Below are 21,590 nucleotides of genomic sequence, written 5' to 3'. Positions count from 1 at the left end.
TTAAAAGCCCAACAATTACTTAAAGTAGGTGTTGGGCTTTTTAAATGCGCATTGCATAATCTTAATTTAAAATCATTTTTTTATCGATATAGTCCCCGTTTTTAGTTTTAATTTTAAGGATATACACCCCAGTTTCTAAATTGTTTACGGGAGCTTTAATGGAACTATCGTTAGTGTTAACTTTCCAAAAATGTATTCTTTGGCCCAAAATTGAGAACAAGGTAATGTCTTCAATCTCGATGTTGTTATTGTTTATAACTTCAATCACGCTTTCGGTAGAATTAAAATAAACCTGTGCTGTATTGTTCTCAAAATCACTATGAGAAAGCGTCTGATTGGTAAAGCGCAATGAAAATCTTCCAGTGAGTTCCCCTGCAGGAAGTGTTGCTTGAAAATCGTTAATCAATAAATTGTGATAAGTATCATGTAACCCATCATGAATGTAAATTGGATTTGCGTCATCATAGTTTTCTAATCGTTCAATTGTAATACGAACATTGTTATTGTTTACATTAGATTTTATAGTAAGTGGGTATACCAAGTTGGTATTGAAATGCCCAACCCCTTGAATTACTAACTTTTTTGCATTCAGTTGAAAATACACATCACTATCTTGAAGGCCCATAAGTTCTCCATCATACCCATAGTTGAACTCGTTATTGGCATTTTCATTCATGAAACCAAGAAGTATTTCACGATGGAAGTTAGTTGTTAGCGATGTGAACTTCAAGGCTATTTTTGTGTAATTTTCGATGGAATAAAGATCATTGCTATTATCGTACGCTATACTTTGGGTCTGATTTCGGAATAAAATATTAGAATTAACATCATCTTCTTTTACAAATAATCTTTGGCCATTATTAAACGTTACTGATCCACCCGTCGCGTTACCTCTAATAAAGAAAGCTTGTCCAACAGGGATAAATTGTTTTGGTGTTCTAGAACTTGAACCTAGTCCGCTTATTTGTGCTGGTGGAACAGGTGCGACGCTCCCGGTTTTTGTATAAGTAGCGTAACCTCCTTGATAGGCAGCGTAAATATGACTATTGTTTGTTGGGAAATGCTCCCAAAAGTATAAGGCACCTGTAATAGCACCAATGTTATCATCTATGAATTTTGAGGCATCTAAAGCAGAAGGATATGGATTGCCAATTAAATTAAGATTGTTGGGTCCTACAGTAAGACCACTATGGTTAATGGTACCATTGTTAGGTTTTCCAGTAAATACATAATTTTGAGTCACAATATTGGGAGCAGTAGCAATCCCAGTTCCCTTCATTGTAATTCCATGCCCTGTTTGTATAACGGTATTTTGATTCACCAATTCCCAGTTCGCATAAGCAGGTGAGGAGTTTACATAACGATGTAGCCATCTTAATGAAATACTCAACGGACTAGATGAACCATCTAATGCGGATGTCCAAGTAATTGCCGCAGGAGCTGCAGGATTGGTTCCGTCTTTTAAAGCATTATTAAGGGTGAACCCCGTGTTGTTAGCAATAGTGCTAGTAACTGTACTTACGGGAGAAGACCAATAATTATAATTGTACTTATTTCCTGTACCTTGTTGGTCCCTCTCTAGAGTTCCTGTTCCGCTTGGGTCTAAATCACTGTTGTTTGTTTGAATTAACTGTGACTTACCCACTAAATCAATTTTTCCATTAATCTTTAAATGATGCGTTACTTCAAGTTTAGAATCATTGTCGATTCGTAATGTATTATTATCAATCACTGCTGCCAATACGGTTTTATTTCCTGACGAAGTGATATTGTGGGTTGTTTTGATGATGTTCCAGTCTATTTTTGTTACAACACCATTAATGGTTAGGGAATTATTTGGATAGTACATAGCGCCACCATTTGCCCAAGCACCAGAAGTTTCCCAAGCACCATCCGCAGCTGAAACATAAGGGATAGGAGCAGACTGTTCTTCCATGGTATAGAAACTAGCGTTATTCATACTTCCTCGGAATTTTTTTCCTGAAGCTTCGTTAAGATTTGTTCCTATATAATGGTTCATATTGAAATAAGCAAAAAGACTATTATCCCATGTTCTTGTACTAATATCATTTTTAGTAACGGATGCGGGTATAATTTTACCTCTAATCGCAACCCCATTTCCTTTTTCAATTTCTTGATTCATTATAAAACGAATTTCATCAACAGTTAGGGCTGCATTCCAAATGTGAATTTCCTCAAGTTTACCTTTAAAGAAATCCACGGTACTGCTTTCATCTACATAACGCCCACCTATGGTTAGAACATTCGTCATATCCGTACGAGCATTCATGTTGCTTTGGATATCCAATACACCATCGACATACAACCTTCCCACATTTGACCCGTCAAGTGTAAAAGCCACATTACGCCATTGATTGGTTGATAAAGTTGTATTACTCACTATTTCCGACATTGTAACACCATTGTGAAAACGCATCACTAATTTATTGGCATTATTTATCAAAAAATGATAGCCCGTTTGTGTAGCCCCTTTTTTAGCTACAATTGTTTTGTCGTTATTCAGGGTATTTGAACCCTCACAATTTACCCATGCCGAAATAGAAAATGCAGCAGTAATACTTGTTACATCATTACATCGGATAAAATCATTTGTGCCATCAAATTTGATGTGACGAGAAGCTATTACTTCTTCGGCTACACCAAGTTTCATGTATTTTGTCCCGTTAAAATTATAGGTAGTTTCTAAATTTGAACCAACCGTTTTTAAAAATACAGTTTCTACATTGGTCGTGAAATTAGCATCGTCTGCTAAAATCAATACGTAATCACTATTTCCTGATAATGCGGGTAGCGAACTTACTGAGGATGTAGGTAAAGAAATTTTTACGTTCCCAACATCTGTTGTAGCTCGTTCTACAAACTTCCAAGTTCGATTTGTTACCCGTGTTGAAGTGGTTACCAAACTGCTTCCTAAGTTAACTTGAATAGGCGAAGCCATTTCGGTTAATGGTAATAAATTACTTCCCCAAACTAGATAATCTTTATTGTTGATAAACGTGTTTGTATTTAATGCATTTGTAGTGTAAATGTCGCGTAGACCAACCGTTAAAAAGCTTTCGGGATCGATACTTTTGCTTTGTTTTTGATTTAAACCTGTGGCATCGTCTCTTCCAATTGCGCCTATATTGTACGTGTAACCATTACTAATTGTAGTATTCCACAAAGCCACTCCATCAGAATCTACAAGTTCTCCAGGAACATGTGGTAAACTAATAGCAGGCACAGGAAATAGTCCAGGATTAATTCCATATTTAATGGCCAAATAGGATTCTATTTTCTTTCTGTCTGAGTCAGATTTTCTTTCTGAAAACATCATAATTTCCATTACATCACCATTAAAACTAGGGCCAAAGTATTCACTTCGTCCTATCCAAAAACGCGAATTTAAAATTTGTTTAAAAGTGCCAGTATTAACCTCTTTCATCAATGTAGGACTGAGGGTAACGCCTAAGTCAACTCCATCGAGATACAAATTCATTCCAGTTCCACCCGCATTAAGTCGAGCATTAAAAATCACCGGTCGATCATAAGTTATAGTACTTGATGTGATGGCTATTCCATAATTGGTTAAAGCGCCTTGATTATAAGCCGCTATATTCGGTACACCTGCGCCATACCGATTAGAGGTGTTATTGATGGAAAGTCCTGTTATGTCTTGGCTACCTGCGATTTCTATGAAATCATCACCCATTAAGACATCTTGAGCTGCATAAGCAGAGCTAACTGGAGTGCCGGGATTTACAACAATATAAATATCATGGTTGTAAAATCCTTGTCGGGTAAACATTGATTTAGTTCCATCAAAATTTACAACAGGATTAAAATTGACATTGCTTGTTGAGTTGTTTTTGTATAAAGGTCTTGTAGTTGTAGTTCCAACTGCATTTGTCCAACTAGTGTTTATTCCAGTACTGTTTGGCCATGAATCGATTGGGTCATTATTTGCTGATGTTGACAAACTCTCAGGTTTATACCAAACTTCTAATTTATTAAAAGCGCTATAGCTGGGATAAGTTTTAGCTGTTACAGGATATCCTGTAATTTTGAAGTCATCAATTGCAACACCTCTGTAAGAATTCATAGTTCCGTCAGATCTGAATTGTATAGCGAATCTAATATTATTCTTATTGTCAAAACCTTGTGATGGTAAGTCAATGCTAGCATTAAACCAAGTGTTTCCGGGATTTCCAGACCATCCCCTCTGATCTGTTCCAAATGCTCGAACATTTGAACTGGTATACCAATTAATTGCTTGATCGTTTTCTTTTCCTAAAGTGCGCCAAGTTACTCCGTCGTCAGTTGAAAATAAAATTTTAAAACCATCATAATCCAATTCGGTTTGAAAATTAAATTTTAATGAAAGAGTAAGTCTTTCATAGCCAGTTAAATTAATCGTTGGTGTGATAGCAGACGTATTTAAACTATTTGCATAACCTGCAAGATATAAATATGGAGAAGTAGCACCTGTAGTAGTGAAATTACTGTTATTGTTTCCTCTTGTCCAACTTCCTAACGTGAATGCATTATTACCAGTTCCGCTAGAAAAATCGGCATTAAAAATAGTGGTTTGTGCTTGTGCTTCTACAATAATGAAGAAAATAAACAACAAAAAGTGCTTTAGGGTAGTTTTAAATTCCATAAGGGGTGGGTTTAGGGTTTATACCAAAAAAATAACATGTTGTGTCACTACCAAAACACAATACATTATTGCTAACGAATATAGTTTTGGTTAAATTTTATGAATCAGATACATTTGGGATTTTTTGTTATTGGATTTTTTGTTTCATGGATTTTAGTATACAAACATAACACTAATGCTACTGGCGAAATAAGACTGTTTGACAAGTGTATGGTTTTGTCTTATAAGTGTATCAAATAGTTTTTTTGATAACACAATAAGTTGAAAAAAACATTAGCCGTTTTTAAAAATTTCTTTCACTGCAGCCTCATAGTTTTTACTATTTCCTGCTTTTTTTATTTTTTTGAAGGTCTTTTGTGGGTTAGAAAAAGATTGTGAAAAATATTCCCAGAAACCCAACATTTTCATTCGGATTGGAGTAGGACCTTGTAGATAAGCATCATATTCACGATAGATTTCGTCATGAAAAACTTCAAAAATTTCGAATTTATTTTTTGGATATTCTGTGCTGTTCTTCTTAATCATAGAGGGTAAAAAAGGGTCTGCTAGTAATCCTCTTCCTATCATAAAATGGGCTATCGAAGGAAATCGCTCTTGCAGCTCTTTGAATTTACCAACAGATGTGATATCACCGTTGTAGTATATTTTTTGTTTAGAAGTATCTAAACATTTTTGAAAGGAATCTAAATCCACTCCTCCTTTGTAGAGTTGTTTGCCAATTCGAGCATGAATGGCTATGTTCTTTATTGGATATTGTTCTAAAATTGGGAAAACATCTAAAATTTCGGTTGGATTTTCGTACCCCATCCGCATTTTCATAGAAACTACAATATCGGTTTCATTATGAACTCGTTTTAAAATGTGTTCAATTTGATCCGTATTTTTAATCAATCCCGAACCCATACCACATTTCGCAACCATTGGATACGGACAACCTAAATTCCAGTTTAATTCTTTGTATCCTAGTTGCTGAACATACTTTGCTACAAATAAAAATTCTTCGGCATCATTCGTAATTATTTGTGGTATTACCTCTAAGCTGCTATTGTTTTCTGGAAGAATATCACGTTCATAGGATCCTTTGATGGTCAATTTTCCATTCAGTTTGATATAAGGCGAATAAAAAGTATCGATTCCGCCAAAGTGTTTGTGAAAAGCATTTCTAAATCGAAAATCAGTAAATCCTTGAAGTGGTGATGATAATAATGTGATATTCATTTGGCAAAGATAAGTGAAAGAGTTGAATTACTCTCTTTTCTGTTCAAATAACCAGTTGTACATTGCGTCTTGATGGAAAATATTTTCTACACTACTATGATTTCCTCCTTTAATAACGGTAAAGGTGAGATTGGCTTTTTTGTTGCATTTTCGTATGCTATTCACTACTTTTTGAGATTCTGAAATGGGAACAATATAATCTTTATCGCCATGCTGAATCCAAAGAGGAATACTTCCTAATTTACAAGCATCGCTAATATTTCCGCCCCCACAAATTGCTACGGCAGCTGTAATTTTATCAGCATGTTTTCCTGCAAAATGTAAGGTACCATAACCGCCTAAACTCATTCCACAAACATAAATGCGGGATGCGTCTACATTGTAATTTTCCTTTACATGCACTAAAATTTCTAAAACCTTATCGGGGTCCCAACTTCCTTTTGCTAGTTGAGGAGCTACAACTATCGCTGGAATTTTTCTGCCTCTTTCCATCGCTCGTAAAACACCATAGCGTTTTACCCGATTCAAATCAGTTCCTGAAAGACTTTTTCCATGGAGAAAAATTAAAATAGGTTGTTTTTCGGTACTTTCATTTTCAGGAACACTAATCCAAAATGGGTACGTAGTTTTGTTAGTAATGGTTTTTAGTTGGCCAAACGATATAGAAAAGAAAAGCGAGGTTACTAATAGAAAAGTAAGTTTCATATTTATTAAATTAAAGTATGTAGTGTTTTTTTGATGAAAAGTAAAAAACCCACTAAATCGTTGAATTTAGTGGGTTTTAGTACCGTTTGTATTTCTACTGGCGGAGAAAGAGGGATTTGTGTAAACCTCTAAACTCCTTATTTTGCTGGTGCTTTTTTCGGACTTTTAAAAAGTGCCCCGAATTGTACCCCTTTGATTTTATTCAGTTTTATTGCCTTTTGATGACAATACAAATATACAAAAAGCTAATTGAAAAACACTAATCACTTGTTTAAAAATTAAATAAGTTGATGGTGCTAATCAATCAGTGGTAAAACATGTTCGATATTTAAGCCAGTATGCAAACAAAACTCTTCTATACTTACAAGGCTATTTTTAGGCTTTCTAAGCGACTTTCTTATTTCATTTAATATTCTTGTGCTTTGACGATAGCTTTTACCTGTAATGCGTTGTATGTCCTTTGGATAGATACAAACTCGTTTTGGTACTTGATTCATACTTTAACCTTGCTTTTGAGTTGGCTTTGAGATAAGTTAAAGGTACTTAATTAATCTTTTCATTTAACGTTGATTGATAAGGTTCTTATAATGTATTTTAGGACGTTTAAGGACAAATGTGTCGATTTAGGACATTTGGTATGGTGTGTGGTTTTTTGATGGGTTTTGTGTGGGAAATTTGCAGTGTAATTATTTCAGAAAGTGTTGCAACCGAGTTTTGAATGATTTATGAAAGTGAAAGAATGTTGAACTAAAATTTTGAAGTTATGGCTAGACAGAAAGGCATAATTAAGTTAAAAGGTACTATCGGGGATATTACTTTTTATAAGACGCAGGATGGGCATTTAGCTCGTGAGAAGGGTGGAATTGAGGCAAGTAGAATTGCAAGTGACCCTGCGTTTCAAAGAACGCGTGAAAATGGTTCTGAATTTGGTAGAGCAGGGAAGGCTGGTAAACTTTTGAGAACCGCTTTACGCCCCTTGTTGTTGAACTCTGCGGATGGTAGAATGGTGAGTCGTTTGACGCAACAAATGGTAAAGGTTATCCAAATGGATGCGGTGAGTGAAAGAGGATTACGAAATGTAATTGATGGCGAGATTGAACTGGTTCTTGGTTTTGAATTTAATATTCGTGGGAAATTAGGAACTTCTTTGTTTGCTCCTTTTACTACGGATATTGACCGAGTAGCGGGTACATTGGATGTGGCTATTCCTCCTTTTGTTCCTGCGAATATGATTGCTGCTCCTAGTGGAACGACTCATTTCAAAGTGATTTCTGGTGGGGCTGCGATTGACTTTACGGGAGAAACCTATGTAGTGGCAACTTCTGAAACGGCTATAATGCCTTGGGATGCTACTGCAACAGCTGTAATTAACTTGAGTAATGCGGTGACTGCTAACTCTACTCACCCACTTGTTTTGGCTCTTGGTGTGGAGTTTTACCAACAAATTAATGGGCAAATGTATCCCTTAAAAAATGGTGCTTTTAACCCGTTATCGATTGTGGCGGTTGACGGTGGCGTGTAAGCTGGGAGCTGGAAGTTAGAAGCTGGGAGTTTATGATATTGTTTTTAACCAGAACTTATTTCCCTGAAGGAACGAATGGAAAATTGGAATGTGAGGGCAAATTGATTAGTTATACGATTGAATTGCCGTGGAAGCGAAATGAACGTGGGATTTCCTGTATTCCGGAAGGGAAATATTTTATTAGAAAGCGATATAGTGCGAAGTACAAATGGCATTTGGAATTGGTGGATGTACCAAACAGAACGTATATTTTGATACATCCTGCTAATAATGCGCAAAAGGAATTACGTGGCTGTATTGCTCCTGTTACGAAACTTTCTGGACCTGGATTAGGTTTGATGTCTAGAAAAGCTTTTACGAAGTTGAAAGACTTAGTTTATAAAGCTTTGGATAGCAAAGAAAGTGTGGAATTGATTGTACAATAGATCCTTTACAGGATGACAAAATTGAAAGATTATGAATGTAGTAGAACGTGCTAAGGCACCCACTCCGAAATTTTTTAAGGTGTTGCGCACCATTGGATTAGCCTTATTAGCAGTAAGTGGAAGCATTGTAGCTGCTCCAGTAGCTTTACCTGCTGTTGTTGTAACCGTTGCAGGTTATGCTGCCGTTGCAGGCGGTGTTTTATCGGCAGTGAGCCAGATTACGGTTGATGACACCCTTCGACAAGCTCAGGATGACACCCGAGGCAACAAAAAAGATGAGGTTAAGCCCGAAACTGACGTTGGAGGAAATGGATAATTCCTTAACTTTGAAGGCAGGAACTTTTGGAGGATTTGCACTGAGTGTTATACCTAATTTAACCTCAGCAGATGTCTTAAAAACAATAGTTTTAGCCTTTATTGGAGCAGTAGTGAGTTTTGGTGTTACCTTGCTTTTAAAACACTTAACATCGAAAAAAAAATAAGCTCAGTTTTGATTGGTAACCTTTACTGAGTATGAGAAAGCCTAGTCGGAAGACCAGGCTTTTTTTAGTATACGTTTTGCGGCTACAAGTAGTGGCGTAATCCATTACCAAGCCATAACAAATATAAACTTATTTTAGAAAATTCGGAGAATTTTCGGAATAGTACTGAACTAGCCATTACTTGTAACCGCTGTTACCAGTAGTTTTTATTGTATAGGATTGAAAACTTCTTTATATACTTTCGGTTCTCCTCTTTTCATAAGTTTATCTCCAACATAATAGTCTAAAATTTTTCCAATGAAAAAGATAGGAATCTGTCCAACATAGTTTATGTCTGAAGATATTTGATGATTTTCAATCATGTCATTATTATATTTTTTTAAAGAATATTGATGAAGAAAAAAATTAGAACTGTCTATTCCTGCCAAATAAGCTGAATAGCCATTTAAGCTATCAATTTTTATTTTTTTTACAAACTTTTTTTCTAAATACTCGTCTGTAGGTTTAAAATCCACTTCTGATTTAATAAGCTCTAAATATTCAATCCATTCAATAATATTTTCTCTGTTTCTTCTAAACATTACTTTGTCTTTGATTTCTTTTAGTCTTTGGATTTGTTCTGTAATGTTCTTTTTATAAATTTCATTTCCGTCAGTTGAACCAGTTCCTTTTTTGTCTGTTACTATATCTTGTGTCGTGAAAGCTGTGGTAAATTTTCCAGTATCAGATTTCATTATAATACGCCCAGTAGGAACTACTCCAGGATTTTTAATAGGCTTTACTAATTCAGCGTATTCTTGATAAATAGGATCATAATCATCAAAACTGCTCGAACTTGTTACATCAAAACTCGCAAGATTTAGTAAAAAGTATAGGATGTTAAAAACTAGATAATTAACAACACTAATTTTTATAGCTAGCTTTCGATTATTTTCGATTGCAAATCCAATACTTATAAGTAAGTATATTGTTGCTAAAGCTGAAAAGATGCCAGAAAAAAATTTATAGGCATAATTTTCAAAATTTAGATACATTGCATACGGTAGAATTGACAATGGTAAGATGAGCAATATGTATGTGAGAACAAATAGTATAATTTTAGTCGAATAGTTTCCTTTAGTTGCTATCCGAGTACTTAATATTATTATAAAGACTGATGGAATTAAACCATAAAGATTAAGTATTCCTGGTTTAATCCAATCTGTGAATGAATTTGTAGGAGTTAAAAATATGAATGAAGCGCAATAGACAATAAAATAAAACAAATATTGTCTTAGAATCTCTTCCTTACTTTTTTCAAGAGTCTTTTGAATATATTTTCCTGGCTTGACTAGAAAAAACAAGTAGTCAGTAATCCATTCTGTAATTTCTTCAAGGTTAAAATCTTTAGTTATTTGCATTTTTGGTGAATAAAATTACTGGTAACTTGTTTATATGCGCAATAAAGTTGCGCCAATCTACCCAATTTTGGTTGTATTTGCGCAATTGTTTAGATTTTATCAAATATAAATACATTATTTCAAATAAATATTCCCTTTTAGTAAAAAAGCCTAGACAAATTAGTCCAGGCTTACTCTTATTTATTCCTATACCTCATCATAATAGCGTTTTTGAGTTCGTTGATGAGGTGAATGTTTTTGTTGAAATGGTTTTCTTGTTCCTGCAGCAGCTTTAGTGCTTGAATGTTTTTTTTGTGTAGTTCGTGTTCTCGCATTAATCTTGTTGCTCTTGGGTTGAACTCTTTTTTGAATTCATAGAGCGATAAGAAAGGAATAACGGAACCTCTCAGATATTGGTGCCAGAATTTGGATTTCCAGAGGCTCATGGCTATCCAGTAAACGTCTTCTTTTTGTTCTTCGGTTTGAAAGATTAATACAAAGCTATTTGTGTAGGCTTCGTGATGCGGTTTGCCGCTGTTTAATCCTTTGTTTAAAACGAAAAAATGTGGTTTGGCATAGTTCATGCCGGCACGGTGGGATTTGATAAAAATTGTGTCCATAGTAAAAGGATTTAACAGGTTAACTTCCTTCGTCTTTCCTTCGTGATTGCCCGAAATGTGATTGAAAACCGAGATGCCCCACACACATTTTTGCAAAAGAAAAAAGGAAAAAAAAGAAAGCCGTCTTGCCTTGTGGAGGGTTTCAAAAAAGCAAGTTTTCTGGATAAAATACTACCCAACTGAGGAGTGTTCAGTGGTCAGTTTTTAGTGTTCAGGAAAGAAGTGAACTGGAAAAGTAAGGGTGGAGATTTTATCCGGAACCGAAGGCTTGAACTTGCTTTTTTGAATACCCGGAACAAACCTTTGGCTTCTTTTTTATCCTTTTTTTTGTAAAAATGTTTACCCCAAATTTTCTTGTGAACTGGGGTTATAGGGGGTGTTCAATCGGGAGTGGTGAACAAGGGGGTGGTTTTCTTTTTTTTGCTAGACGACCTCGACTAGACACGGTTTGACAATATGGCTTTATGAAGATGATAAAAAATAAAAACACACTCTTGTGGTGGTTTGATTTTTGAGGATGCTTTGAAAGTGTTCAGTGGTCAGTTTTTAGTGGTCAGTGAACTGGAAATGGGAAGCATCTTCAAAAAACAATATGATACTTCCTAGTGAGAGGGCAGTAGCGGAACAAGGGTATGGTTTTTTTGAGTGATTAGTGAATAGTGAATAGTGATTAGAAAACCATACTCTTGTGGGGGAAATTTGATTTTTGATAATGCCTGATGGTTTAGTTGGCAGTCGCGGTTTTCAGTTAGCAGTTATGGTCTACTGGAAATGGGAGGCATTTTCAAAAAACAATGAAAATTACGTTAGCGGTAGCGTTCCTATTATTCTTCGGGTGGGTGCGGCTGGGCGCGGATATTTTACATAATAACTGTTATAACTGCCGTTGGCGTAGCATTGGGAGATGGAAGGCATTATAACACTTATTATGTAATAATAGCTTGGGAGTGGTTTTTGTGTGTTTTTAGTGTTTGTTTTTTGGATTGGGTGTAAGTGGATAAAAAAAGGCGGACTGTGCGCGAGGGGTTGGGAAAACAGGGAGCCTTTTTTTATTGACTTACTGTGGGGAAAACAAGTGCTAAAAACACACAAAATACCACTTGTGCGGTGGGGAGCGTTGGACTGGGTGGGCGCAAATAACTTAGCGAAGCGTTCCTATTAAAAACAAAGAAACCAAGAAAGCCATTTGTTTACTTTTTAGCCCCGATGGGAGTGATACCGTGTTTAACGGACAGCGGGAATATGGAAACCAAGAATGCCCGAGCCTTTCGCTTCATAATATTCTGTATATGAGTACTAAAACAAAAGACCTTGTGGAGAATTATCTAATTTAGTTGCTGTTAGATTTACTTCATAGGGATAGGCAAAATTATTGATTGGTTCGTGCTGTAACCATTTGGATTCGTCTTCTGGTTTTAGAATGATTGGCATTCTTTTCTTGGTGTTGTGAATTTCTGCCATTAGTTGCAAATGGCATCGCAATTATCTCTTAATTCTGAAAAGAATATGTATTTGATTAAGGTTATTCATTTTCCATTTGTAACTTGGTTATCCAATCTATGATTTCTGTTTTCTGTTTTTGTGTAAGAACTGCATCTTTGTGGATTAATGTATATGATATAAGCGGCATTTTATCGTCCTCAATTTGACTAACAATGGATTTTAACTTACTTTTTTTTCTTCTATTAGAATAAGTATTCCAATCACTAAAATTTAATTCTGCTTTGCCTTCTTCAATATGATTTTCTAAAAACCAAGCAACTGGTTGCACTTTATTGTACCACGGATAATAGGTGTTATTACTGTGACAGTCGTAACAAGACGTTTGTAATGTATTTTTAATACTATTAGGCACATTGTTAACTATCATAAAATCAGTATTGGGTACAATTTCACTTAGATTGCGTTTTGTGGGAATGAATTGAATTCCCACAAACACAATCAGTAAAATCAGTAAGATGATTTTAAAAATTTTCATTTAGTTAATTTGTTTTTTTATACTACCACATTTTAGCATTTTTGAACCAAAATAGGGGTTTTTAATTTCTTTAACTTCACTTAACCAATTTGCTCCTTTATTGTTATTAGCCATAGGGCAATAGTCTTGATAAATTACTTTGTCTGTTCCAAGAAGTGCTACTAAATCAGTCATATCAGTGCTTAATGCTTCTAAATGTTCTCTTTGATGATCAATTGGGCTTTTTACGATATGTTCTGCATGTTCTTTAGCACTTTCTGCAATTTCCATATACTTTGTATGTGTATCTCCAGTTAATTTTGACATATCAAATTTTTCAATAGCAGCTATAAGAGAATTTCCTCCTGTTGCTGTTTTTTCTTTACTATCAGCAACTAAACCATTTTTGATTTCAAAATAAGCATCAAGTATGGCTGATGTAGCAGTGTTTTTTGTGCTATTTTGAGTAATTGTTCTTTCTGTACTTTCGTTATTACCATGGTCGTGTCCGTCTTCGTGATTTGCTTCAGAGTGGTTGTGTGTTTCAACTGCTTCTAAATCCATTCCACATTTTGGACATGAACCTGCTTCATCATAGGTTTTATCGCCTTCGCATTTCATTGGACAAGCATACTTTGTATGATTATCGCTCATTTCATTATGCATTTCATCTTTTTGCTCTCCTTTGTTGTCTTTACAAGAAATTGTTAAGCTTAATAAAGCTACTGCTAAAATTCCGATTACTTTTTTCATGATTTTAAAATTTATTTGTTATTAATTGTTTCTTTTACTTCTCCACATTTTAACATGGAAGCTCCAAAATATGGGTTAACTACTTTATTCTCTTTACTTAACCAATTTGCTCCTTTATTATTATTTGCCATAGGACAAAACTGAACATAAGTAGTTTCGTTTAAAGGGTTAAAAGCTTTTGTCATTACTACCATTACATTTGAAATTGGTTCTAAAGACATTCTTAATCCTTTAATGTTTTTTATGTGTGTAGCGTGTAATGTTTGTTTTTTTAACTCTGCTTGGTAACTCATCCATATTTTATGAGCATCTCCTTTAAATACGCTCATGTTTATTTTATTAAACGATTTTTCAAATTCTAAAAGGGCTTTTTTAGCCGAATTAAAATCATCTTTTGTCAAAGCATCTTTAAATTGAAAATAATCTTTATACAATGGCTGTAAGCTCTTTTTGGCTTCTGCACTAATTGCTGTTTTATCTTCTTTTAACACTACTTTTTTATCATCATTCATAGGCATTGGCGAACCTCCATGATTGTGTCCTGTATTTACTTTGCCACCTTCAATATTCATCATACTTGGTTTTCCGGCTAATTGTGCAGCAGCATCCACATTAAAAGTACCATTTGCTACTATTTCTTCGCCAATTTCTAAACCTTTCTCAATTATGTAATCGTTTCCTAATAATGGTCCTAAGGTAACTTCGCGTAATTTGAATGTTATTCCTTTGTCTGTTTCATTTTTTACATATACAATTGAGCGTTTTCCTGTCCACATTACAGCAGATTTTGGAACACTTAATGTTGATTTATTTGTACTTATTTGAGTTTTTAAAGTACCTGTTGCAAACATTTCGGGTTTGAATTTTAATCCTGAATTAGCTACCTCAACTCTTGCTTTTGCAATTCGTGTCAGTGGGTTTATAAATGGGTCAATAAATGCAATTGTTCCTGAAAATGTTTCTCCTGGAAAAGATGCCACTGTATAGTTGATTTTATCTCCTTTTTTAACCCAACTCATATCTGATTCGTAAATTTCAAAAAGAACCCATACGTTTGATAAATCTGCAACATCATATAATGTTTGTCCTTTTTGAAGATAATCGCCTAACTCAACATTTTTCTTGATAATATATCCCGATACATCGGCATAAACAGGAAATCTATCTTGGGTTTTACCTGAAGAAATAATACTGTTAATAGTAGCATCTGAAACTTTCCAATTTTTCAATTTCATTTTTACCGATTCAAATAATTCAGGTTGAATGTCTTTTACAGTATATGCTTCAATTAATTCTTGTTGTGTGCTGGCTAATTCAGGAGAATACACATAAGCAACCACTTGACCTTTTTTTACATATTCGCCCACAAACGAAACTTGAATTTTTTCGATTCGACCTGGTATATGTGATGATTGGCTATAAACGGTTCTTTCATTAACTTCAACTTTTCCATTAAGTGAAATTTCTTTAACACCATCGGTATTTCCTACTTTGTAAGTAGAGATTCCAGCAATAATCATGGCCGATTCCGACATGCTAATTGCATCAGGATCTATATCTTCATCTCCTGCTTCCAAAGGGATTAAATCCATTCCACATATAGGACAATCACCTGGTTCTGGCTGTCTAATTTGTGGATGCATAGAACAGGTCCATGTTTCTGCTTTTGATGAAGCATCTGTTTTATTTTCAACTTTTTCTTCAGAGCTTCCACCAAATAACAAAGCACCTAATAATAGCCCAACTAATAAAGTTACTGCTAATAGTATTTTTGTTTTTTTATCTATGTTCATGATTAAAATTGTTTTGCTGTTAAATAATCCAATTCCGCTAATTTTATATAAAAAGTACTAATGCTTGACAACTGCATTTTTTGATACTTTAAAAGCTCTTGTTGCATACGTAATACTTCTTCAAAATCTTTATTGGCGTTACTGTAGTAGGCAAATAATAGACTTAAACTTTTGGATAGTGTTATTACTTGTCCTTCATATAATTTTAACAAATCTCTTTCTTTTTGCAATTCAAAAACAAGTTTGTAATAGGTTCCGTTCAATTTGTTTTCATAAGCTTCTTTTTGAAAAGCATAACTTTCTTGCATTAGTTTTGCTTCGGTAACTGCTGCGTCGTATTTTTTTCTAAAAATGGGCAAACTAACTGTAACCATAGGCATAATAACATCTTTACCCGAATCTGGAAAATTATTCATTCCGTTACCTACAAAAACATAATCTAAACCAACACCTAATTTTGGCAAACCTTGCTTTCTGGCTACTTCAATTGTAGCTTCCGAAGCTTGCTTTTTTAATTCTAGTTCTTGTAGTATAGGGTTAGTAGCTATTGAATCTTTACGATATTCTATGGGTAATTCTATTGTTTCTATTTTTTTAGAAACAACAATTTTTTCATCATACTTTCTATTTAGAATACTGTTGAACCAAGATGTTAATGCGGGTTCTTTTTTATTTAAAATTTCTAAATTAGTTTGAGCATCTTTTATCATAATATCCACACGCAAGACATCTACTAAACTTCCTTTACCATTTTCAAATTTCGCATTGGCAATGTTTTTGTATGATTCTAGAATTTTGATGTTTTCTTGTTCAATTTCTTTTAAACCGTGCAATTCATATAATGGATAATATACAGCGGCTACTTGTGAAAACAATTGGTTTTTAGCATTTAAGAATGCTTGATATTTACTTTCTGCAAGTAAAGTTGCTGCATTTTTTTGTGCTTTTAAAGTACCAAACCAAGGAAACATTTGCGAAAGAGATAATCGAACATTTTGCGGTCCAAGTCTTGTTTCTACGGGTGAGATAAAATACCCCATTGAAAGATTAGGATCGGGCAAAGAGCTAACTTGTGGTATTTTTTGCATGGCTGCTTCAAACTCTTTATACTTTGCTTTTAATTCTGGATTATTTTCCGCAGCAATAGTATAATAATCGTTTAAAGATTGTCCTTTAGCATTATAAGCAAAAAATAAAATGAATATAATTATTAGTTTACGCATTTCTCTTTTCTTTATTTTTAATTACTGTTTCTCTCCAAAATGCTTGTAATACTGGTACTACAAACATGGTCATAATTTGAATGGTCATACCTCCAAAGGTTGGAATTGCCATTGGAATCATAATATCTGAGCCTTTTCCTGTTGAGGTTAAAACTGGTAGCAAGGCAATGATTGTTGTAGCCGTTGTCATCACAGCAGGTCTAACTCTCATTTTACCAGCTTCAACTACAGCATCACGAACTTCAGACACTGTTTGCGGATCTTTTTCTTCAAAAACTTGGTGGATATAAGAACCCATGATTACTCCATCATCTGTTGCTATTCCAAATAAGGCTATGAAACCTACCCAAACAGCTACACTTAGATTTATGGGATGCATCTGGAATAAATTCCGCATGTTTACACCAGCAACGTCAAAATTCATAAACCAATCTTGTCCATATAACCAGAGCATAATAAATCCTCCTGCAAATGCAACAAATACTCCAGAGAAATGGATTGACGATGCAATAACAGTCTTGAATTGAAAATAAAGTAACAAAAAGATAACGATTAAACAAATAGGAATTACAATTGAAAGTCTTTTCATTGCTCTTATTTGATTTTCATAACTTCCTGAAAATTTATAATTTACACCTTGAGGCACTACCAATTCGCCTGAATCAATTTTAGCTTGAATTGCTTTTTGAGCATCATTTACTACATCAACTTCGGCATAGCCATCATTTTTATCGAATAATACAAAACCAACCAGAAAAGTATCTTCACTTTTAATGGCTTGAGGTCCTTTTTTGTATTCAAACTGAACTAATTGACCTAACGGAATCTGTGCGCCAGTAGGAGTAGCTATTAATATTTTTCCTAATGCTTCAGGGCTATCTCTTAATTCTCTAGGATAGCGAACTCTTATAGGATAGCGTTCTCTTCCTTCAACAGTTGAAGAAATTTTCATTCCTCCAATTGCTGTTTCAATAGCTTGTTGAACATCTTCTATATTTAAGCCAAATCGAGCAATTTTTTCTCTATCAATATTTAAATGTAAATAAGGTTTTCCTACGATTCTATCGGCAAAAACAGCTTCGCTTTTTACAGAAGGAACTTCTTTAATAATGGCTTCTAATTCTAATCCAAATTCTTCAATAGTTTTTAAATCGGGTCCAAAAACTTTTATTCCCATAGGTGCTCTCATTCCTGTTTGAAGCATAACCAAACGTGTTTCGATAGGTTGTAATTTGGGAGCAGATGTAACACCTGGTATTTTAGAAGCTTTTACAATTTCATTCCAGATATCATCGGGTGATTGAATTATATCGCGCCAATTTCTATAGAAAGAACCATCTTCGTCATGTATTAAATTTTTTACAGTAATTGCCTGTTTTAGTGCTTCATCATGTGAAAGTGTATCACCAGATTTTGTAATGTAACGACCTTTATTATCGGTTTTAAACCGCATTCGATGTCCGTTAGCATCCAAAATATATTCTGGCTTATAATTGATAACGTTTTCATACATAGAAATAGGAGCAGGGTCTAAAGCACTTTCTACACGTCCTAATTTCCCAACTGCCATATCAACTTCGGGAATGTGGTTTAGAATCATATCCAATTGACCCACCACTTTTCTATTTTGTTCTACACCTGCATGAGGCATAGATGTTGGCATTAGCAAATAGCTTCCTTCATTAAGCGTTGGCATAAACTCGGAACCAATACCCGGAAAAGTGTGAGCAGGAACTGACCATACTTTTGAAGTTTTGATATTCCAACCAATTTTGTCAAATCCTTTTGCCACAAAACCAAAAGTACTTTCAAAACCAATCCAAACTAACACGCCAAAAAACAAAGTCACTATTGGTAACAACATGAATTTACCTTTATTTTCTAAACACCAACGTAATACTCTTTCATAAGAACTGACAATATATAAAAGAGCTCCTATTATTATTCCTAACAGAACAATTACAAATAGATAATTACCGATTACGCTTATTTGTGGCCCTAAAGGCATCCATTCTTGAGTTAAAAAGAAAGAAACAATAAATAAAACTACAATTAAATTGAAATGTTTTGTATAGGGTTGATATTTTTGAGGTATTTTGTGATTTAAGAGATCATATAATCCCATTAATGTTAAAGCTAAAGGAAGCCAAATTTTAAAATAAATACTCAATAATATACCTCCAGAAATAAATACATACGCCCAAAAACGTTTTACTCTTTTTTTGTCGTAGTCAATCCCAAAAATATAATGAGCTAAAGATGGAAGAATAATTAATCCTAAAACAAAAGCACCTAATAAAGCAAATGTTTTAGTAAATGCTAAAGGTCTAAATAATTTTCCTTCGGCAGATTCCATAGCAAATACAGGAATAAAACTTACAACCGTAGTTGCTAAGGCAGTTGTAACAGCTGAAACAACTTCAGTAGTTGCTTCATAAATTACCTGCATTAATTTTTTGCCTTTTGCGCCATGGTTTTCTGGCATTTCGAGATGTCGAATAATATTTTCGACAAACACGACGCCTACATCTACCATTACTCCAATTGCAATAGCAATTCCTGATAAAGCCACTACGTTAGCATCTACACCAGCATAACGCATTACAATGAAAGTCATTAATACTCCAACGGGCAATAAACTGGAAATGATTAAAGAAGCTCTTAAATTTAAAACCAAAAGTAAAACTACAATAATACTTATTAATACTTCATGCGAAAGAGCCATTTCTAAGGTTCCAATTGTTTCCTGAATTAATTCTGTTCGATCATAAAAAGGAACAATTGTTAATTGGCTTACAACACCATTAGCTAATGTTTTTTTAGGTAAACCTGGTGCAATTTCATTGATTTTAGATTTTACACCATTAATTACTTCTAATGGATTAGAGCCATATCGTGCAATAACAACACCACCTACGGCTTCAGCACCTCCTTTATCTAAAATCCCTCTTCTTGTTTCAGGTCCTAATGCAACTACACCTATATCTTTTATACGAATTGGAACATTGTCTTTAACTGCTACAACGGCCAATTCAATATCTTCTACTTTTTTTACATATCCAAGACCTCTAACCAAATATTCGGCTTGGTTGATTTCAATTGTTTTGGCACCAACATCTTTATTTGATTTTTGAACCGCAGTCATTACCTGCATCAAACTGATATTATACGCTTTTAATGCATCAGGATTAACGTCTATTTGGTACTCTTTTACAAAACCTCCGATAGATGCTACTTCTGAAACTCCTTGCACAGCATTTAATCCATATTTAATATAGAAATCTTGTGCTGTTCTAATTTCTTGTAAATCCCATCCACCTGTTGGATTTCCATCTTTATCTCTTCCTTCAACTGTGTACCAATACACTTGCCCTAATGCTGTTGCATCTGGTCCAAGTGATGGTTTTACATTTTCAGGTAATAAACTATTAGGTAATGAATTTAATTTTTCAAGTATTCTGGATCTAGACCAGTAGAATTCAATATCATCATCGAAGATTATATAAATACTTGAAAAACCAAAAATAGAATTACTTCTAATGGATTTTACACCTGGAATACCTAATAAATAAGTAGTCAAAGGATAAGAGATTTGGTCTTCAATATCCTGTGGTGATCTACCTTGCCATTGTGTAAAAACAATTTGTTGATTTTCACCAATATCTGGAATAGCATCAACCGCAACTGAATCAGAAGGAAGGAAAGGTATTTTCCAGTTAAACGGAGCTGTGGAAATACCCCATAAAATTAGAACCATCAGAATAAGAACAGTTACTAATCTATTTTCAAGGAAATATTTAATTATTTTATTTAACATCTGAATATAAAATTTATAACCATAGAAATACTATTTACCAAATATTTTGGCAATCAAGTTTTCAATATTCCTCTAAAGTTTTTTTGCTTTAGAGGAATAGGTTAATTACAACTGATTAAAGCACAATTACTCACGATCATACTGACAACAACCTGGAAGGTTGTCGTAATCTTCATCTTTTGCTTTGGCAAGTTCTGAATCATATCCAGCTAAAGCAATACGCTTTGCTATTTCTTCTTTATTTGTTTTAGATTCATCGTATGTTACTGTTGCTATTTTAGTTTCTTTGTTCCATACTACTGTAGCAATATCATTGATGTTTCCTGCTTTTTCTATCGTTTTTTTACACATTCCACAATTACCTGAAACTTTCACTTCCTCTGTTTTTGTGTTTTTTGTTTGTGCACTCATAGTGGTTGATAACAATACTGTGATTGCTATCATTATTTTTACTAATGATTTTTTCATTGTATATGATTTTAGTATTCAAAAAGAATTTTTCTTGAATGATTTTTTGAAATAAATTTAAATTGAATAGCAGCTATAATAAATTAAATAAGCATGTTAAACATGATAATTTAAGATTCAAAAGTCTGTTATAAAAAATAGCAAATGCTATAAATTTGACATAAGTATGGCTGTCAAATTTTAAATTTAGCTTATTTTAGGTATAAGCCATATAGAAGAATAACCATCTGACGGTAAGTTTACAGTATGGTAAAATTTTGTTTTACTTGTAGAAAAATCAAAATTATTATTTGTAAATTCTATTTCATTAAAGAAAAAAGCACTGAAACTAACAGAAGAAGTTGTTGTGCAATTTGAGTGTCCGCAACTTCCATTACATCCTTCATCATCCATGCTGTTGTCACAACAGCTTTTTTCTTTTGTATTAGAAGTAGAAACTTCTTTTTCACAAGATTGTTGATTGTCACTACCACATGCAAAAGAGCTGTTAGGAATAAAAAATATACCTAAAAGCAATATTATTATGATGTATGACTTTTTCATTTTTTGTTATAAAACGTATCAAAGT

General features: G+C 34.0%; 18 protein-coding genes. 4 read left to right on the top strand and 14 right to left on the bottom strand.

Annotation, left to right across the window (positions count from 1 at the left end; translation table 11 throughout):
• Window positions 1–61: 61 nt before the first annotated feature.
• The 4 genes from BUE95_RS00130 to BUE95_RS00115 form a co-directional block, all read right to left on the bottom strand.
• Window positions 62–4,660, bottom strand: a complete 4,599-nt coding sequence (locus tag BUE95_RS00130; RefSeq protein ID WP_073580288.1) for a DUF8202 domain-containing protein — start codon at window positions 4,658–4,660, stop codon at window positions 62–64.
• A gap of 273 nt (window positions 4,661–4,933) precedes the next feature.
• Complete coding sequence (locus BUE95_RS00125; protein WP_073580286.1) at window positions 4,934–5,878, bottom strand: tRNA dihydrouridine synthase; 945 nt, start codon at window positions 5,876–5,878, stop codon at window positions 4,934–4,936.
• A 27-nt stretch (window positions 5,879–5,905) separates the two neighbouring features.
• Window positions 5,906–6,583: a carboxylesterase family protein gene (locus BUE95_RS00120; RefSeq protein WP_073580284.1), complete on the bottom strand. Its 678-nt coding sequence runs from the start codon at window positions 6,581–6,583 to the stop codon at window positions 5,906–5,908.
• A gap of 296 nt (window positions 6,584–6,879) precedes the next feature.
• The gene (locus tag BUE95_RS00115; RefSeq protein WP_073580282.1) at window positions 6,880–7,080 is read right to left on the bottom strand and encodes a hypothetical protein; all 201 of its coding nucleotides are present in this window, start codon (window positions 7,078–7,080) and stop codon (window positions 6,880–6,882) included.
• Window positions 7,081–7,346: 266 nt separating this feature from the next.
• Between BUE95_RS00115 and BUE95_RS00110 the strand changes: the two genes are divergently transcribed.
• The 4 genes from BUE95_RS00110 to BUE95_RS13705 are packed head-to-tail and all read left to right on the top strand — an operon-like array spanning window position 7,347 to window position 9,012.
• Window positions 7,347–8,105: a hypothetical protein gene (locus BUE95_RS00110; RefSeq protein ID WP_073580280.1), complete on the top strand. Its 759-nt coding sequence runs from the start codon at window positions 7,347–7,349 to the stop codon at window positions 8,103–8,105.
• A 32-nt stretch (window positions 8,106–8,137) separates the two neighbouring features.
• Window positions 8,138–8,530: a DUF5675 family protein gene (locus tag BUE95_RS00105; RefSeq protein ID WP_073580278.1), complete on the top strand. Its 393-nt coding sequence runs from the start codon at window positions 8,138–8,140 to the stop codon at window positions 8,528–8,530.
• 31 nt (window positions 8,531–8,561) lie between these two features.
• The gene (locus tag BUE95_RS00100) at window positions 8,562–8,846 is read left to right on the top strand and encodes a hypothetical protein (RefSeq protein ID WP_073580276.1); all 285 of its coding nucleotides are present in this window, start codon (window positions 8,562–8,564) and stop codon (window positions 8,844–8,846) included.
• The gene (locus BUE95_RS13705; protein ID WP_200778593.1) at window positions 8,839–9,012 is read left to right on the top strand and encodes a hypothetical protein; all 174 of its coding nucleotides are present in this window, start codon (window positions 8,839–8,841) and stop codon (window positions 9,010–9,012) included. The genes BUE95_RS00100 and BUE95_RS13705 overlap by 8 nt, the downstream gene beginning before the upstream one ends.
• 206 nt (window positions 9,013–9,218) lie before the next feature.
• Here the strand turns inward: BUE95_RS13705 and BUE95_RS00095 are convergent, their stop codons facing one another.
• The 10 genes from BUE95_RS00095 to BUE95_RS13530 form a co-directional block, all read right to left on the bottom strand.
• Window positions 9,219–10,412 (bottom strand): hypothetical protein, encoded by a 1,194-nt coding sequence (locus BUE95_RS00095; protein WP_073580274.1) that lies wholly within the window; start codon window positions 10,410–10,412, stop codon window positions 9,219–9,221.
• Window positions 10,413–10,588: 176 nt separating this feature from the next.
• Window positions 10,589–11,011 (bottom strand): DUF6943 family protein, encoded by a 423-nt coding sequence (locus tag BUE95_RS00090; RefSeq protein ID WP_073582314.1) that lies wholly within the window; start codon window positions 11,009–11,011, stop codon window positions 10,589–10,591.
• A gap of 1,296 nt (window positions 11,012–12,307) precedes the next feature.
• Window positions 12,308–12,472 (bottom strand): hypothetical protein, encoded by a 165-nt coding sequence (locus BUE95_RS13535; RefSeq protein WP_200778592.1) that lies wholly within the window; start codon window positions 12,470–12,472, stop codon window positions 12,308–12,310.
• Window positions 12,473–12,533: 61 nt separating this feature from the next.
• On the bottom strand, window positions 12,534–12,989 hold the full coding sequence (locus BUE95_RS00080) for a heme-binding domain-containing protein (protein WP_073580270.1): 456 nt from the start codon (window positions 12,987–12,989) through the stop codon (window positions 12,534–12,536).
• Window positions 12,990–13,721: a DUF3347 domain-containing protein gene (locus BUE95_RS00075; RefSeq protein WP_073580268.1), complete on the bottom strand. Its 732-nt coding sequence runs from the start codon at window positions 13,719–13,721 to the stop codon at window positions 12,990–12,992.
• An 11-nt stretch (window positions 13,722–13,732) separates the two neighbouring features.
• Window positions 13,733–15,514, bottom strand: a complete 1,782-nt coding sequence (locus BUE95_RS00070) for an efflux RND transporter periplasmic adaptor subunit (protein WP_073580266.1) — start codon at window positions 15,512–15,514, stop codon at window positions 13,733–13,735.
• Between the two features lie 2 nt (window positions 15,515–15,516).
• On the bottom strand, window positions 15,517–16,737 hold the full coding sequence (locus tag BUE95_RS00065; RefSeq protein ID WP_073580264.1) for a TolC family protein: 1,221 nt from the start codon (window positions 16,735–16,737) through the stop codon (window positions 15,517–15,519).
• Window positions 16,730–20,554, bottom strand: coding sequence for an efflux RND transporter permease subunit (locus BUE95_RS00060; RefSeq protein WP_073580262.1), 3,825 nt, complete (start codon window positions 20,552–20,554; stop codon window positions 16,730–16,732). The genes BUE95_RS00065 and BUE95_RS00060 overlap by 8 nt, the downstream gene beginning before the upstream one ends.
• Window positions 20,555–20,680: 126 nt before the next feature.
• Window positions 20,681–21,022: a heavy-metal-associated domain-containing protein gene (locus BUE95_RS00055; protein WP_073580260.1), complete on the bottom strand. Its 342-nt coding sequence runs from the start codon at window positions 21,020–21,022 to the stop codon at window positions 20,681–20,683.
• Between the two features lie 186 nt (window positions 21,023–21,208).
• Entirely contained in the window at window positions 21,209–21,565 is a 357-nt protein-coding gene (locus BUE95_RS13530) for a hypothetical protein (protein WP_073580258.1), read from the bottom strand.
• Window positions 21,566–21,590 lie beyond the last annotated feature (25 nt).

The organism is Flavobacterium cucumis, from assembly GCF_900148835.1.
GTDB lineage: Bacteria > Bacteroidota > Bacteroidia > Flavobacteriales > Flavobacteriaceae > Flavobacterium > Flavobacterium cucumis.
The sequence above is the reverse complement of the archived record's forward strand: the minus strand, read 5'-3'. Positions and strand labels throughout refer to the sequence as shown.

What these genes read in the sequence shown, in the direction of transcription:
- BUE95_RS13705 (WP_200778593.1), top strand. Translation starts at nt 8,839, where the DNA reads ATGGATAATTCCTTAACTTTGAAGGCAGGAACTTTTGGAGGATTTGCA.
- BUE95_RS00110 (WP_073580280.1), top strand. Translation starts at nt 7,347, where the DNA reads ATGGCTAGACAGAAAGGCATAATTAAGTTAAAAGGTACTATCGGGGAT.
- BUE95_RS00080 (WP_073580270.1), bottom strand. Translation starts at nt 12,989, where the DNA reads ATGAAAATTTTTAAAATCATCTTACTGATTTTACTGATTGTGTTTGTG.
- BUE95_RS00070 (WP_073580266.1), bottom strand. Translation starts at nt 15,514, where the DNA reads ATGAACATAGATAAAAAAACAAAAATACTATTAGCAGTAACTTTATTA.
- BUE95_RS00095 (WP_073580274.1), bottom strand. Translation starts at nt 10,412, where the DNA reads ATGCAAATAACTAAAGATTTTAACCTTGAAGAAATTACAGAATGGATT.
- BUE95_RS00120 (WP_073580284.1), bottom strand. Translation starts at nt 6,583, where the DNA reads ATGAAACTTACTTTTCTATTAGTAACCTCGCTTTTCTTTTCTATATCG.
- BUE95_RS00100 (WP_073580276.1), top strand. Translation starts at nt 8,562, where the DNA reads ATGAATGTAGTAGAACGTGCTAAGGCACCCACTCCGAAATTTTTTAAG.
- BUE95_RS00090 (WP_073582314.1), bottom strand. Translation starts at nt 11,011, where the DNA reads ATGGACACAATTTTTATCAAATCCCACCGTGCCGGCATGAACTATGCC.
- BUE95_RS00075 (WP_073580268.1), bottom strand. Translation starts at nt 13,721, where the DNA reads ATGAAAAAAGTAATCGGAATTTTAGCAGTAGCTTTATTAAGCTTAACA.
- BUE95_RS13530 (WP_073580258.1), bottom strand. Translation starts at nt 21,565, where the DNA reads ATGAAAAAGTCATACATCATAATAATATTGCTTTTAGGTATATTTTTT.
- BUE95_RS00125 (WP_073580286.1), bottom strand. Translation starts at nt 5,878, where the DNA reads ATGAATATCACATTATTATCATCACCACTTCAAGGATTTACTGATTTT.
- BUE95_RS00130 (WP_073580288.1), bottom strand. Translation starts at nt 4,660, where the DNA reads ATGGAATTTAAAACTACCCTAAAGCACTTTTTGTTGTTTATTTTCTTC.
- BUE95_RS00105 (WP_073580278.1), top strand. Translation starts at nt 8,138, where the DNA reads ATGATATTGTTTTTAACCAGAACTTATTTCCCTGAAGGAACGAATGGA.
- BUE95_RS00055 (WP_073580260.1), bottom strand. Translation starts at nt 21,022, where the DNA reads ATGAAAAAATCATTAGTAAAAATAATGATAGCAATCACAGTATTGTTA.
- BUE95_RS00060 (WP_073580262.1), bottom strand. Translation starts at nt 20,554, where the DNA reads ATGTTAAATAAAATAATTAAATATTTCCTTGAAAATAGATTAGTAACT.
- BUE95_RS13535 (WP_200778592.1), bottom strand. Translation starts at nt 12,472, where the DNA reads ATGGCAGAAATTCACAACACCAAGAAAAGAATGCCAATCATTCTAAAA.
- BUE95_RS00065 (WP_073580264.1), bottom strand. Translation starts at nt 16,737, where the DNA reads ATGCGTAAACTAATAATTATATTCATTTTATTTTTTGCTTATAATGCT.
- BUE95_RS00115 (WP_073580282.1), bottom strand. Translation starts at nt 7,080, where the DNA reads ATGAATCAAGTACCAAAACGAGTTTGTATCTATCCAAAGGACATACAA.